This is a genomic window from Marisediminicola sp. LYQ134, from assembly GCF_046599635.1.
GTDB lineage: Bacteria > Actinomycetota > Actinomycetes > Actinomycetales > Microbacteriaceae > Marisediminicola.
Genome location: NZ_JBKIWP010000001.1, coordinates 809,670 through 823,747 on the forward strand (window position 1 = coordinate 809,670; position 14,078 = coordinate 823,747).

The window sequence follows — 14,078 nt, forward strand, 5'->3', positions numbered from 1 at the left end:
ACGGGAGCATCCGATGAAGCACCTGCTCAGCACACGCGACCTCGACCGCGAGACCGCCATCCGCATCCTCGACATCGCCGAGGACATGGCGGATGTCCGCTCGCGCGAGGTGCCCAAACTGCCGACCCTGCGCGGCCGCACCGTGGTCAACCTGTTCTTCGAGGACTCGACGCGCACGCGCATCTCGTTCGAGGCGGCCGCGAAACGCTTGAGCGCCGACGTCATCAACTTCAGCGCCAAGGGGTCGAGCGTGTCGAAGGGCGAGAGCCTCAAAGACACCGCGCAGACCCTCGCGGCGATCGGTGCCGACGCCGTCGTCATCCGGCACCCGTCGTCGGGAGCACCCCACGTGCTCGCCGACAGCTCGTGGATCGAGGCCGGCATCGTCAACGCGGGTGACGGCACCCACGAGCACCCGACGCAGGGCCTGCTCGACGCTTTCACGATCCGCCGACGCCTGCACGGGGCGGGCTCGCGCGGGCGCGATCTCGACGGGGTGAGCGTGACGATCGTCGGAGACATCCTGCACTCGAGGGTCGCGCGCTCGAACGCGTGGTTGCTCTCGACCCTCGGCGCCCACGTGCACCTCGTCGCGCCCGCGACCCTCACGCCCGTGGGTGTGTCGAGCTGGCCCGTGACGGTCGGCTCCGACCTCGACGCCGCGGTCGATGCGGGCCCCGACGTCGTCATGATGCTGCGCATCCAGTCGGAGCGGATGTCGGGCGCGTTCTTCCCGAACGAGCACGAGTATGCGAGGCGCTGGGGCCTCGACGACGTGCGATTCGACAGACTGCCGGCCGATAGCATGGTGATGCACCCCGGCCCGATGAATCGCGGTCTGGAGATCTCGTCTCGCGCAGCGGATTCCGCGCGATCGACGGTGCTCGACCAGGTGACCAACGGTGTCTCGGTGCGGATGGCTGTGCTCTATCTCGTGCTCGCAGGTGAACGGGAAGGACTGTCATGACGAGTTGTGTTCTGAGGGCGGCGACCCTCGACGACGGGTCTCGCGTCGACATCCTCATCCGCGACGGGGTCGTCGCCGAGATGGGGTCGGGTCTCACGGATGCCGCGGCGACCGTCGTGGACGCCGACGGGCTCGTGGCACTCCCGGGACTCGTCGACCTGCACACCCACTTGCGCGAACCGGGTTTCGAGCAGAGCGAGACGGTGCTCTCGGGTTCGCGCGCGGCCGCCGCGGGCGGTTTCACCGCGGTGCACGCGATGGCGAACACCGCACCCGTCGCCGACACCGCGGGGGTCGTCGAGCAAGTGCGTTCTCTCGGTGACGCCGCCGGCTACGTCACGGTGCGGCCGGTCGGCGCGGTGACGGTCGGTCTTCTGGGGCGGGAGCTCGCGGAGATCGGGGCGATGGCCGAGAGCCGCGCGCGGGTGAGCGTCTTCAGCGACGACGGCAAGTGCGTCTCCGACGCTCTGCTCATGCGTCGGGCCCTCGAATACGTCTCGACGTTCGGGGGCGTCGTCGCCCAGCACGCTCAAGAGCCGCGGCTCACCGAGGGCGCGCAGATGAACGAGGGTGTCGTGAGCGGCGAGCTCGGTCTCGCCGGCTGGCCGGCGGTCGCCGAGGAGGCGATCATCGCGCGTGACGTTTTGCTCGCCCACCACGTCGGTGCGCGCCTCCACGTGTGCCACGTGTCGACGGCGGGCTCGGTCGAGGTCGTGCGCTGGGCGAAGGCGCGCGGCATCCGGGTGACCGCCGAGGTCACTCCCCACCACCTCCTGCTCACCGATGAGCTCGTGCGCAGCTACGACGCGCGCTTCAAGGTCAACCCGCCGCTGCGCCGCGCCGAAGACGTCGAGGCGCTGCGCGCCGGGCTCGCCGACGGCACCATCGACATCGTCGCGACCGACCACGCTCCGCACCCGACCGAGTCGAAGGAGTGCGAGTGGGGTGCCGCCTCGATGGGCATGGTCGGGCTCGAGACCGCACTCTCGGTCGTGCAGTCGACGATGGTCGACACCGGTCTGCTCTCGTGGAGCGACGTCTCGCGCGTGCTCTCGCGCGTGCCGGCCGAGATCGGCCGCGTCGCGGGATACGCCGACGGCATCGCTGTGGGTGCGCCCGCGAACATCGCCCTCGTCGATCCGGTCGCCTCGCGCACCCTCGGGCTCGACGACCTCCGCGGCAAGGGAACCAATTCGCCGTTCCTCGGCACCGAGCTCCCCGGCCGGGTCGTGCACACGTTCCGCTCCGGCTACCCGACGGTCGTCGACGGCGCTCTCGTCGATGCCGAGACCGTGGCTTCGGCCGCGAGAGCGGCGAGGTCGACGAATGGATGATCGCGTCACCCCCGCCGTCGCCGTGATCGTGCTGCTCGTGGTGCTGCTCGGTCTCATGGTGCTCGGGTGGCGCGCGAGGCAGCGTCGGCAGGCGACCCTCCCGCAGCCCGCATCCGTTCCCGCCGATCCCGGAGCCGAGCTGCTGTCGCTCGAGGTGTTCTACGTCGCGACGACGGTGAGCGATTCACCCCTCGACCGCATCGCCGTGCGGGGGCTCGGTTTCCGCGCTCGCGCGCGCGTGACCGTCACCGACGCGGGAGTGGTGCTCGCCATCCCGGGCGAGAACGCGGCGTTCCTCCCCGCCGCCGACATCTCGGCGGTCGGCAGGTCGACGTGGACGATCGACCGCGTCGTCGAACGCGGCGGTCTCGTGCGCGTGAGCTGGACGCTCGGCGACACCGCGGTCGACAGCTTCCTGCGGGTCGCCGACCCCGACGACCCCACCGAACTCATCGACACCATCAAGACCATCATGTCGGCGCCCGAGGGCGCCAGGAACGAGGAGAAGTGACGACGACCGATCCGGCCGTGCTCGTGCTCGAAGACGGCACCCGATTCACTGGACGCGCGTGGGGTGCTCGCGGCACGACCCTCGGCGAAGCGGTCTTCGCGACGGGGATGACGGGCTACCAGGAGACCCTCACCGACCCGAGCTACGCCGGCCAGATCGTGGTCATGACCGCGCCCCACATCGGCAATACGGGCGTCAACGACGAGGACACCGAGTCGCGCCGCATCTGGGTCAACGGCTTCGTGGCTCGCGACCCCTCGCGCGTCGTCTCGAACTTCCGCTCGCGCGGCAGCCTCGACGATCAGCTCGTCGCCGACGGCATCGTCGGCATCAGCGGCGTCGACACCCGCGCCCTCACGCGCCGGTTGCGCGATGTCGGTTCGATGCGCGCGGGCATCTTCTCGGGCGACGCTTTCGCGATCGACCCCGACGAGCAGTCCCGCATCGTCGCCTCGGGCGACGACATGACGGGGCTCAATCTCTCGGCATCCGTGTCGGTCGACGAGGAGTACACGATCGAGGCCGAGGGGGAGAGGCTCGGGTCCGTCGCCGTGCTCGACCTCGGAGTCAAGGACTCGACGCTCGGCTACCTGTCGGCGCGCGGTTTCGACGTGCACGTACTCCCGCAGTCGGTCACTCGCGAGCGCGTGCTCGAGCTGCAGCCCGACGCCGTCTTCTACTCGAACGGCCCGGGTGACCCGGCCGCGAGCGACGCCCACGTCGAGCTGCTCCAGGCTGTGCTGCGCGAGGGTCTCCCGTTCTTCGGAATCTGTTTCGGCAACCAGCTGTTCGGTCGCGCCCTCGGATTCGACACCTACAAGCTCCCGTTCGGCCACCGCGGCATCAACCAGCCCGTCATCGACACCGTCACGGGTCGTGTCGAGATCACCTCGCACAACCACGGCTTCGCCGTCGACGCCCCCGTCGGCGAGCCGACACCCTCTCCCGCGGGATTCGGCCGCGTCGAGGTGAGCCACGTCAACCTCAACGACAACGTCGTGGAGGGACTCAACGCCCTCGACATCCCCGCGTTCTCGGTGCAGTACCACCCCGAGGCGGCCGCAGGGCCGCACGATGCCAACTACCTGTTCGACCGGTTCCGCGACATGGTCGTGGCCAGCAAGACGAAGAAGGACGCCAACTGATGCCCAAACGCGACGACATCCGCAGTGTGCTCGTGATCGGGTCGGGCCCGATCGTCATCGGCCAGGCCGCCGAGTTCGACTACTCCGGCACCCAGGCGTGCCGCGTGTTGCGCGAGGAGGGGGTGAGGGTCATCCTCATCAACTCGAACCCCGCGACGATCATGACCGACCCCGGCTTCGCCGACGCGACCTACGTCGAGCCGATCACGTGGGAGGTCATCGAGACGATCATCGCCAAGGAGCGACCGGATGCGGTGCTCCCGACCCTCGGAGGCCAGACCGCCCTCAACGCGGCGATCCAGCTCCACGAGCACGGCATCCTCGAGAAGTACGACGTCGAGCTCATCGGCGCGAACTTCGAGGCGATCCAGAAGGGCGAGGACCGTCAGATCTTCAAGGAGCTCGTCGTCGCGTGCGGCGCCGACGTCGCGAAGTCGTTCATCGCGACGACCGTCGACGACGCCGTCGGTTTCGCCGAGGAGCTCGGCTACCCCCTCGTGATCCGCCCCTCGTTCACCATGGGCGGGCTCGGCTCGGGCTTCGCCTACACGCGCGAGGAGCTCGTGCGCATGGTCACCGACGGTCTGCACCAGAGCCCGACGACCGAGGTGCTGCTCGAGGAGTCGATCCTCGGGTGGAAGGAGTATGAGCTCGAGCTCATGCGCGACACGGCGGACAACACCGTCGTCGTGTGTTCGATCGAGAACGTCGACCCCGTCGGAGTGCACACGGGTGACTCCATCACGGTGGCACCCGCTCTCACCCTCACCGACCGCGAATACCAGAAGCTCCGCGACATCTCGATCGACATCATCCGCGCCGTCGGCGTCGACACGGGCGGATGCAACATCCAGTTCGCCGTCGATCCGAAAGACGGCCGCATCATCGTCATCGAGATGAACCCCCGCGTCTCGCGCTCGAGCGCCCTCGCGTCGAAAGCCACGGGCTTCCCGATCGCGAAGATCGCGGCGAAGCTCGCGATCGGCTACCGCCTCGATGAGATCCCCAACGACATCACCAAGGTCACCCCCGCGAGCTTCGAGCCGACCCTCGACTACGTCGTCGTCAAGGTGCCCCGGTTCGCGTTCGAGAAGTTCCCGGCCGCCGACCCGACCCTCACGACGACCATGAAGTCGGTCGGCGAGGCGATGGCGATCGCGCGCAACTATTCGACCGCTCTGCAGAAGGCGCTCCGCTCGCTCGAGAAGCGCGGGTCGAGCTTCCACTGGGGTGAGGAGTCGCGCTCGACCGAGGAGCTGCTCGCGGTCGCCGCGGTTCCGACCGACGGTCGCATCGTCACCGTGCAGCAGGCACTCCGATCGGGAGCGTCGATCGCCGACGTGCACGAGGCCACCGGCATCGACCCGTGGTTCATCGACCAGATCGTGCTCATCAACGAGGTCGCCGAGACCGTGCGCACGGCGGAGGAGCTCGACGAGAACACCCTCAGGCTCGCGAAGGAGCACGGCTTCAGCGACACCCAGATCGGGCAGTTGCGCGGCATCCCCGAGGCTGCGGTGCGCAACGCGCGGTGGACCGCCGGAGTGCGCCCCGTCTTCAAAACGGTCGACACGTGTGCGGGGGAGTTCCCCGCGCTCACGCCGTACCACTACTCGAGCTACGAGCAGGAGACCGAGGTCGCGCCGAGCGACCGCCGCAAGGTCGTCATCCTCGGTTCGGGCCCGAACCGCATCGGTCAGGGCATCGAATTCGATTACTCGTGCGTGCACGCGTCGTTCACTCTCGCGGAGGCGGGCTTCGAGACGATCATGATCAACTGCAACCCCGAGACCGTGTCGACCGACTACGACACCTCCGATCGTCTCTACTTCGAGCCGCTCACGCTCGAAGACGTGCTCGAGATCATCCACGCCGAGAGCCGGAGCGGTGAGCTCGTCGGTGTCGTCGTGCAATTGGGCGGCCAGACGGCACTCGGTCTCGCGAAGGGACTCGAGGCCGAGGGCATCCCGATCCTCGGCACGAGCCCCGCGGCGATCGACCTCGCCGAGGAGCGCGGGCTGTTCTCGGGCATCCTCGACGCCGCGGGGCTCGTCGCTCCGCGCAACGGCACGGCCATCGAGGTCGACGGTGCGGTCACGATCGCCGAGGAGATCGGGTACCCCGTGCTCGTGCGTCCGTCGTTCGTGCTCGGCGGTCGCGGTATGGAGATCGTCTACGACACCCCCTCGCTCGAGGACTACTTCGACCGCGTGGCCGATCAGGGGATCATCGACGCGTCCCACCCTCTCCTCGTCGACCGGTTCCTCGACGACGCGGTGGAGATCGACATCGACGCCCTGTTCGACGGCGAAGAACTCTACGTCGGCGGAGTGATGGAGCACATCGAGGAGGCGGGCATCCACTCGGGCGACTCGAGCTGCACCCTTCCTCCCGTGACCCTCGGTCGCGACCAGATCGCCCGGGTGCAGGAGGCGACGCTCGCGATCGCCCGCGGCATCGGCGTGCGCGGTCTGCTCAACGTGCAGTTCGCGATCGGTGCCGGCGTGCTCTACGTGCTCGAGGCCAACCCGCGCGCCTCGCGCACGGTGCCCTTCGTGTCGAAGGCGCTCGGGATCCCGCTCGCGAAGGCGGCCGCGCGCATCATGGTCGGCGAGAGCATCCGCGACCTCGTCGCGAGCGGACTGCTCCCGGCGGTCGACGGCGCGCACGTGCCGCTCGACTCGCCCGTCGCGGTCAAGGAGGCCGTGCTGCCCTTCAAGAGGTTCCGCACGAAAGACGGCCAGATCGTCGACTCCGTGCTTGGACCGGAGATGCGCTCGACCGGCGAGGTCATGGGCATCGACTCGAACTTTCCGAAGGCGTTCGCGAAGAGCCAGGAGGCGGCATACGGGGGCCTGCCGTCGAGCGGCGCCGTGTTCGTCTCGGTCGCCGATCGTGACAAGCGCGCGATCATCCTGCCCGTGCTGCGCTTGCAGCAGCTCGGGTTCGAGATCCTCGCGACTCTCGGTACCGCCGAGATCCTCGGCCGCAACGGCATCCGCGCGACGGTCGTGCGCAAGTACGGCAGCACCGATGACGGCGAGTCGCACGACGCCTCGGGACCCTCGATCGTCGAGCTCATCAACGAGGAGCGCGTGGATGTCGTCATCAACACGCCGAGCGGACGCAGCGCTCGCGCCGACGGATACGAGATCCGTGCCGCCGCCGTCGCCGCGGACAAGCCCCTCTTCACGACGATCGCGCAGTTGAGCGCGGCGGTCGCGTCGTTCGAAGCCATCCAGCAGGGCTTCGAGGTGACGTCGCTGCAGGAGTACGCCGAGCGCCGGGCGGCGAGCCTGTGACGGTGTCGAATGCGGAGCCGGGCGCGCCGACGTTCGGCGGCCGCCTCGCCGATGCGCTCCGCTCCCACGGTCGGCTCTGTGTCGGGATCGACCCGCACCCCTACCTCCTCAACGCCTGGTCGCTCCCCGACTCCGCGGCGGGCCTCGAGAGCTTCGGTCTCGCGGTCGTCGAGGCAGCGGTGGGCTCGGCGGGCATCGTCAAGCCCCAGGCTGCGTTCTTCGAACGACACGGGTCCGCGGGCTTCGCCGCCCTCGAGGTCGTGATCGGGGCTGCTCGCGAGCGCGGTCTCGTCGTGATCGCCGACGTCAAGCGCGGCGATGTCGGGTCGAGCGTCGAGGCCTACGGAGAGGCGTGGTTGAGCGCCGGGTCGCCTCTCGAGTCCGACGCCATGACGGTGAGCGCCTTCCAGGGTTTCGGGTCGCTCGACGCGCCCCTCGCCCTCGCTCGCGAGCACGGCAAGGGCCTCTTTGTGCTCGGCGCGACGTCGAATCCCGAGTCGCGCGACATCCAGTCCGCCATCGTCGCCCACGGTCCACGCTCGGGCTCGACCGTCTCGAGGGCGATCGTCGACGACGTGCTCCAGTGGAACGCCGCCGAGGCGACGGCCGGGCCGGGGTCGATCGCGAGCGTCGGCCTCGTGCTCGGGGCGACCGTCGACATCCGCTCTCTCGGCATCGACCCCGACACGCTCGGGGGAGAGCCGTCGACCCCCGTGCTCGCTCCCGGTTTCGGACACCAGGGCGCGGATGTCGCCGACCTCCCCGCGATCTACGGTGCGGCCGCGCGCGCGACCATCGTCAACGGATCGCGCGGTCTGCTGAGCGCGGGACCCGACGCCCTCGCCGACACGATCGCTCGTGCCGCGACCGAGGTCACGCTGTGACCCGCCCGACCCCTCCCGACGTCGACCGCGCGGCGGCATCCCGCGCCGCCGTCGCCGCCCGCCGAGCTCGAGCCACGATCAAGAACGATGTCGCCTCGCGCCGACGGTCCGCCGTCGACGTGCTCGACACCGCGGGTCTGGAGAGTGACCCGCCCTCCGCCGAATCCGGTCTCCGCGCCCGCGATCTCCTCCTGAGTGTTCCGAGCATGGGCCCGACGCGCGTCGCGCGAGTGATGGCCGAACTCCGCATCGCGGACTCGAAGCGACTCGGCGGTCTCGGAACGCGTCAGCGCGCTCGGCTCCGGGAGTGGCTCACGACTCGCGAGGGAGCGTCGACCCCCGCGGGCGCCAATCGACTCGTCGTGCTCGCGGGCCCCACCGCCGTCGGCAAGGGGACCGTCTCGACCTTCATCCGCGAGAACCACCCCGACGTGCACCTCTCGGTCTCGGCCACGACGCGTGCCCCGCGCCCCGGCGAGGTCGACGGCGTCAACTACTTCTTCGTCGACGACGCCGAGTTCGACAGGCTCGTCGCGAGCGACGACATGCTCGAGTGGGCGACCGTGCACAACGCCTACCGCTACGGCACTCCCCGCACCCCCGTGCTCGAGGCCCTCGCGAGCGGCAAGAGCGTGCTCCTCGAGATCGACATCCAGGGTGCGCGCCAAGTGAAGGCGGCGATGCCCTCGGCCGTCCTCGTGTTCCTGCTTCCGCCCACGTGGGACGAACTCGTGCGCCGGCTCATCGGGCGCGGCACCGAATCCGCCGAGGAGCAACGCAGGCGACTCGAGACCGCGAAGGTCGAATTGGCCGCGCAAGACGAGTTCGACCACCGTGTCGTGAACGGCGACGTCAGCACCGCGGCACAAGAAGTCGTAGACTTGATGGTTCAGGGCCCGGACATCTCGGCCCACGACTTCGGATGATGCGGTCTGGCCCGGCCAGGACCGGCCCCTCTCAGGCCCGCACACCGCCCCGTTCTCACCACTGAAATTCACTACCGCACAGGAGCACTCATGGCCGACAAGGCAAAAGGCATCATCGATCCGCCCATCGACGAACTGCTCACCAAGGTCGACTCGAAGTACGCCCTCGTGATCTTCGCCTCGAAGCGTGCGCGCCAGATTAACGACTACTACGCCGACCTCCACGAGGGAAGCCTGTTCGACAACGTCGGACCGCTCGTCGACTCGACGATCGACGACAAGCCGCTCTCCGTCGCGCTCCACGAGATCAACGAAGACAAGCTCACCGCGAAGCCCATCGCCGAGTAGTCCGACAGCCGCACACCCGCATGTCTTCGTCGCGCACCGACCCCACCGGGGGCGCGCGCACGATCGTCGTCGGGGTCACGGGGGGCATCGCGGCCTACAAGGCTGTGAGCGTCATCCGCTCGCTCGTGTTGCTCGGCCACGACGTCTCGGTCATCGCGACCGAGGCGGCGCTGCGTTTTGTCGGCAAGCCGACGCTCGAGGCGATCAGCCGCAACCCCGTGAACGTCGACCTCTACGAGGGCGTGTCCGAGGTGCGGCACGTCTCGATCGGGCAGAGCGCCGACGTCATCGTCATCGCTCCCGCGACCGCGAACACGATCGCGAAGCTCGCGGCAGGTATCGCCGACGACCTGCTCGGCAACACCGTGCTCGCGAGCACGGCCCCCGTCGTGCTCGCTCCGGCGATGCACACCGAGATGTGGGGTAACGCCGCGACCGTGGCCAACGTCGCGAGACTGCGCGAGAGGGGCATGACGATCGTCGGCCCCGGAGTGGGACAACTCACGGGAAGCGACAGCGGAGCCGGGCGGATGTCGGAACCCGACGAGATCGTCGCGGCCGTGCTGCTCGCCCTGGCGCCTCGCGATCTCGAGGGGCGTCGCATCCTCGTGACCGCGGGCGGCACTCGCGAAGCGCTCGATCCCGTGCGGTTCCTCGGCAACAGGTCGAGCGGACGCCAGGGCGTCGCCCTCGCTGCGGCCGCCGCCGCGCGCGGGGCGACCGTGACCCTCATCGGAGCGAACCTCGAGGTCGCCCCACCCCCCGGGGTGCAAACCGTCGAGGTCGTCTCGACCGCCGACCTCGCGGAGGCGGTGAACGAGCAGGCGCCCGGCCACGACACCGTCATCATGACGGCCGCCGTCGCCGACTACCGACCGCGGTTCGTCGCCGAGGGCAAGATCAAGAAAGAGGACCAGGGGGAGTCGCTGACCCTCGATCTCGTGCGCAACCCCGACATCCTCAGCGACCTCGCGGCCTCGAAGCGACCCGACCAGATCATCGTCGGGTTCGGGGCCGAAACCGAGTCGGACGACGAAGCACTGCTCGCCCTCGCTCGTGCGAAGATCGCGCGCAAGGGGAGCGACTATCTCGTCGTCAACAGGGTCGGGTGGACCTCCGGTTTCTCCCTGCCCGACAACGACGTCGTCGTCGTCGATTCGGCCGGAGATATAGTGAAGACGGCGGCAGGGAGCAAGTCGACCGTCGCCCATCGCATCCTCGACCTGTTGGTCCGTCCGACGTCGCAGTGAGCAGTTCCTTCGACCGACACCACGACTAGCGGGGCACCCATGAGCACGTCGACTCCCTCAGGTTTGCGCCTGTTCACCTCCGAATCAGTCACCGAGGGTCATCCGGACAAGATCTGCGACCAGATCTCCGACGGCATCCTCGACGCCCTCCTCGCCGAAGACCCGACGAGTCGTGTCGCCGTCGAGACGCTCGTGACGACGGGGCTCGTCCACGTCGCGGGCGAGGTCACGACCTCCGGCTACGTCGACATTCCGACCCTCGTGCGCGATCGCATCACCTCGATCGGCTACGACTCGTCGGAGGTGAGCTTCGACGGCCGCAATTGCGGCGTCACGGTCTCGATCGGCGCGCAATCGCCCGACATAGCCCAGGGGGTCGATCGTGCGCTCGAAGCCCGCACGGGTGACGCCGACGCGCTCAACGCTCAGGGTGCGGGAGACCAGGGCCTCATGTTCGGGTTCGCGACGCGCGAGACTCCCGAGCTCATGCCGATCCCCATCTGGATCGCCCACCGCATCGCCGAACGCCTCGCGACCGTGCGCCGGGAGAAGCTCGTCGACTTCTTGCGCCCCGACGGCAAGACCCAGGTGACGATCGGATACGAGGGGCTCGTGCCGCGCACGGTCGAGACCGTCGTGCTCTCGACGCAGCACTCGCCCTCGGTGAGCGACGCCGAACTCGCCGAGGAGGTCGAGCGCCTCGTCATCCGTCCGGTGCTCGAGAGCGTCGACCTCGACTCGCGCGAGACCCGCATGCTCATCAACCCGACCGGTCGGTTCGAGATCGGCGGCCCCAAGGGTGACGCGGGTCTCACCGGCCGCAAGATCATCGTCGACACCTACGGGGGCGCGAGCCGCCACGGTGGGGGAGCATTCAGCGGCAAAGACCCCTCGAAGGTCGACCGTTCGGCCGCCTACGCCATGAGGTGGGTCGCCAAGAACGCGGTCGCGGCGGGCCTCGCCGATCGCCTCGAGGTGCAGGTCGCCTACGCGATCGGGCGAGCGACCCCCGTGGGTCTCTACGTCGAGACCTTCGGCACCGGCGCGGTGAGCGACGATGCGATCACGAGCGCCATCTCCGACGTCTTCGATCTGCGTCCCGCCGCGATCATCCGTGATCTCGACCTCTTGCGGCCGATCTACACGCAGACCTCCACCTACGGGCACTTCGGGCGCGAGCTGCCCGACTTCACGTGGGAGCGCCTCGACAGGGTCGACGACCTCCGCAGCGCCGCCGGGCTCTGACCGTGCCCGGGCCCGCTGACGTCGCGCGGGTCATGATCGACTCGACCGTTCCGCAGCTCGATCGACTCTTCGACTACGCGATTCCCGAGTCGCTCACCGCAGACGTGGCCGTGGGCGTGCGGGTTCGCGTGCCCGTGCGGTCCGCCGGGCGCATCGCCGACGGTTTCGTCGTCGAGATCGGGCCGCCCGGCGACTACGCCGGCACGCTGAGCGAACTCGACGCGGTCGTCTCGAGCGTGCCCGTTCTCACCCCCGACGTGTGGGCGCTCGCGCGCGCCGTCGCCGATCGGGCCGCGGGCACCGCGAGCGACGTCGTGCGACTCGCCGTGCCGAAGCGCCAGGTGCGCGTCGAGAAGGCGTGGCTCGCGCGCGCGGACGACACCGATGACGGCGAGGTGTCGACAGACGCGACAGGCGAGGTGTCGACAGACGAGGCGGCGCCGGGCGGTGCGGCGCCGGGCGTGCGTGAACGCGCTCCCGGCAAAGAGTCGAGGCCCGGGCTCGAAAGCTACGCCCCCGCCGATCGCGAGACCGCTCTCGCGCGCGGGGCTCGCTACGCCGTCGACGCCGTGCCGAGACCCGAGCGACTACGCGGCGGCGTCTGGGTGGGAGCGTGGGCGCGAACGGCGGCGGCGGCCGCCGCCGAGACACTCGCGCGCGGCGAGAGTGCCATCGTGTGCGTGCCCGACTATCGCGACCAGGAGCAGCTCGAGGCCGCCCTCGCCGACGAGGTCGCGGCTCACCGCGTCGTGCGGATCGATGCGCGCCAGTCGAACCCGCACCGGTATCGAGCGCACCTCGCGGGTCTCGACGACGAGGCGATCGTCGTCGTCGGCAATCGATCCGCGGTCTACGCCGCGGCGCCCAGACTCGGTCTCATGATCGTCGTCGACGACGGCGACCCTCTGCACTCCGAGCCGCTGAGCCCCTACGTGCACTCGCGGGACGCCGCCCTCGTGCGCAGCGAGCAAGCGGGATGCGGCCTCTGGTTCCTCAGTCACTCGCGCACGACCGAGGTGCAGAGGCTCGTCGAGCTCGGGTTCCTCTCGGTGCTCTCGGCGGCTCGCACCTACTCGCCCAGGGTCGTGCCGACGGCGCAGCAGTCGTCGACCGACCGGTTCGCGGCCATGGCGCGCATCCCCTCGACGGCGTGGCGCGAAGCGCGAGCCGCCCTCGAGCACGGCCCCGTGCTCGTGCAGGTCGCTCGGCCCGGATACTCCCCGCGCACGGCGTGCGCGACCTGCTCGGCCGCCGCCCGCTGCACGCGATGCGATGGTGCGCTGTCGAGGTCACGATCGGGCGCCGTCCCCGCGTGCTCGCTGTGCGGCAAGCTCGCCGCCGACTGGGTGTGCCCGGTGTGCGAAGGCACGACGATGACCGACGTCGGTCAGGGTTCGGTCCGCACGGCAGACGAACTCGGCCGCGCCTTTCCCGGAGTGCGCGTCATCGTCGCCGACGGCACCCACCCCGTGCTCCGCGTCGACGACGGTCCCGCGCTCGTCGTCGCGACCCGCGGAGCCGAGCCGCTCGCCGACGGCGGATACCGCGCGGTGCTCCTGCTCGACGGAGAGCGGATGCTCGCGCGCGAGAGCCTCCGCGTCGGCGAGGACTGCTTGCGGTGGTGGACCAACGCCGCGGCTCTCGCCGCGCCCGGGAGCCCCGTCGTGCTCGTGGGGGTCGGGGGACCCCTCGCGTCGACGATGGCGACCTGGCGCCCCGCGGCATACGCTTCGACCGAACTCGCAGACCGGCGGAGATTGCGATTTCCCCCGGCCGTGCGGGTCGCGACGGTCACGGGAGCGACGGCCGCGGTCGAGAAGGCCGTCGCGACCGTCGCGGGCATCGAGGGTCTCGACGTGCTCGGGCCCGTCGAGACCTCCGAGGGTGTCGTGCGCGCGATCATCCGTTTCGAGTTCCGCTCGGGGCGCGAGGTCGCGACCGCCCTGCGGGCGGCGGTCATCACGGCGGCGACGTCGCGGCGCAAGCCGGTGCCGCGCGGCCCTCGACCCGTGACCCTCCCTACACTGAAAGTCCGGCTCGACGACATCGAGCCGTTCGCCGAATGACCACCCCGTCGAGATGAGTCGAGTGCCGAGCAGTACACCCCCGAGCGCGAGTCGCGACGATCGTCGCGACGACGGTCAGCCCGTCGAGAACGACACCGCG

11 protein-coding genes are annotated in these 14,078 nt (G+C 69.7%); all 11 read left to right on the top strand.

From position 1 onward, the window contains the following. Positions 1–13: 13 nt before the first annotated feature. Complete coding sequence (locus ACLHIH_RS03980; protein ID WP_411315405.1) at positions 14–967, top strand: aspartate carbamoyltransferase catalytic subunit; 954 nt, start codon at positions 14–16, stop codon at positions 965–967. Next, positions 964–2,301: a dihydroorotase gene (locus ACLHIH_RS03985; protein ID WP_411315406.1), complete on the top strand. Its 1,338-nt coding sequence runs from the start codon at positions 964–966 to the stop codon at positions 2,299–2,301. Before ACLHIH_RS03980 ends, ACLHIH_RS03985 begins: the two co-directional genes overlap by 4 nt. Then, positions 2,294–2,812 (top strand): hypothetical protein, encoded by a 519-nt coding sequence (locus ACLHIH_RS03990; RefSeq protein WP_411315407.1) that lies wholly within the window; start codon positions 2,294–2,296, stop codon positions 2,810–2,812. The genes ACLHIH_RS03985 and ACLHIH_RS03990 overlap by 8 nt, the downstream gene beginning before the upstream one ends. After that, the gene (gene carA / locus ACLHIH_RS03995; protein WP_411315408.1) at positions 2,809–3,957 is read left to right on the top strand and encodes a glutamine-hydrolyzing carbamoyl-phosphate synthase small subunit; all 1,149 of its coding nucleotides are present in this window, start codon (positions 2,809–2,811) and stop codon (positions 3,955–3,957) included. Before ACLHIH_RS03990 ends, carA begins: the two co-directional genes overlap by 4 nt. Continuing rightward, complete coding sequence (gene carB / locus ACLHIH_RS04000) at positions 3,957–7,259, top strand: carbamoyl-phosphate synthase large subunit (RefSeq protein ID WP_411315409.1); 3,303 nt, start codon at positions 3,957–3,959, stop codon at positions 7,257–7,259. Before carA ends, carB begins: the two co-directional genes overlap by 1 nt. A gap of 2 nt (positions 7,260–7,261) precedes the next feature. Further along, the gene (gene pyrF / locus ACLHIH_RS04005; protein WP_411315410.1) at positions 7,262–8,143 is read left to right on the top strand and encodes an orotidine-5'-phosphate decarboxylase; all 882 of its coding nucleotides are present in this window, start codon (positions 7,262–7,264) and stop codon (positions 8,141–8,143) included. Then, entirely contained in the window at positions 8,140–9,069 is a 930-nt protein-coding gene (gene gmk / locus ACLHIH_RS04010) for a guanylate kinase (RefSeq protein ID WP_411315411.1), read from the top strand. The genes pyrF and gmk overlap by 4 nt, the downstream gene beginning before the upstream one ends. A 90-nt stretch (positions 9,070–9,159) precedes the next feature. Beyond that, entirely contained in the window at positions 9,160–9,417 is a 258-nt protein-coding gene (gene rpoZ, locus ACLHIH_RS04015) for a DNA-directed RNA polymerase subunit omega (protein ID WP_411315412.1), read from the top strand. Positions 9,418–9,437: 20 nt separating this feature from the next. Continuing rightward, positions 9,438–10,667, top strand: a complete 1,230-nt coding sequence (gene coaBC, locus ACLHIH_RS04020) for a bifunctional phosphopantothenoylcysteine decarboxylase/phosphopantothenate--cysteine ligase CoaBC (protein WP_411315413.1) — start codon at positions 9,438–9,440, stop codon at positions 10,665–10,667. Between the two features lie 39 nt (positions 10,668–10,706). After that, positions 10,707–11,912 (top strand): methionine adenosyltransferase, encoded by a 1,206-nt coding sequence (gene metK / locus ACLHIH_RS04025; RefSeq protein ID WP_411315414.1) that lies wholly within the window; start codon positions 10,707–10,709, stop codon positions 11,910–11,912. Between the two features lie 32 nt (positions 11,913–11,944). After that, positions 11,945–13,978 (top strand): primosomal protein N', encoded by a 2,034-nt coding sequence (locus tag ACLHIH_RS04030; RefSeq protein WP_411315415.1) that lies wholly within the window; start codon positions 11,945–11,947, stop codon positions 13,976–13,978. Positions 13,979–14,078 lie beyond the last annotated feature (100 nt).

What these genes read in the sequence shown, in the direction of transcription:
- ACLHIH_RS03980 (WP_411315405.1), top strand. Translation starts at nt 14, where the DNA reads ATGAAGCACCTGCTCAGCACACGCGACCTCGACCGCGAGACCGCCATC.
- ACLHIH_RS03985 (WP_411315406.1), top strand. Translation starts at nt 964, where the DNA reads ATGACGAGTTGTGTTCTGAGGGCGGCGACCCTCGACGACGGGTCTCGC.
- ACLHIH_RS03990 (WP_411315407.1), top strand. Translation starts at nt 2,294, where the DNA reads ATGGATGATCGCGTCACCCCCGCCGTCGCCGTGATCGTGCTGCTCGTG.
- carB (WP_411315409.1), top strand. Translation starts at nt 3,957, where the DNA reads ATGCCCAAACGCGACGACATCCGCAGTGTGCTCGTGATCGGGTCGGGC.
- rpoZ (WP_411315412.1), top strand. Translation starts at nt 9,160, where the DNA reads ATGGCCGACAAGGCAAAAGGCATCATCGATCCGCCCATCGACGAACTG.
- coaBC (WP_411315413.1), top strand. Translation starts at nt 9,438, where the DNA reads ATGTCTTCGTCGCGCACCGACCCCACCGGGGGCGCGCGCACGATCGTC.
- metK (WP_411315414.1), top strand. Translation starts at nt 10,707, where the DNA reads ATGAGCACGTCGACTCCCTCAGGTTTGCGCCTGTTCACCTCCGAATCA.
- ACLHIH_RS04030 (WP_411315415.1), top strand. Translation starts at nt 11,945, where the DNA reads ATGATCGACTCGACCGTTCCGCAGCTCGATCGACTCTTCGACTACGCG.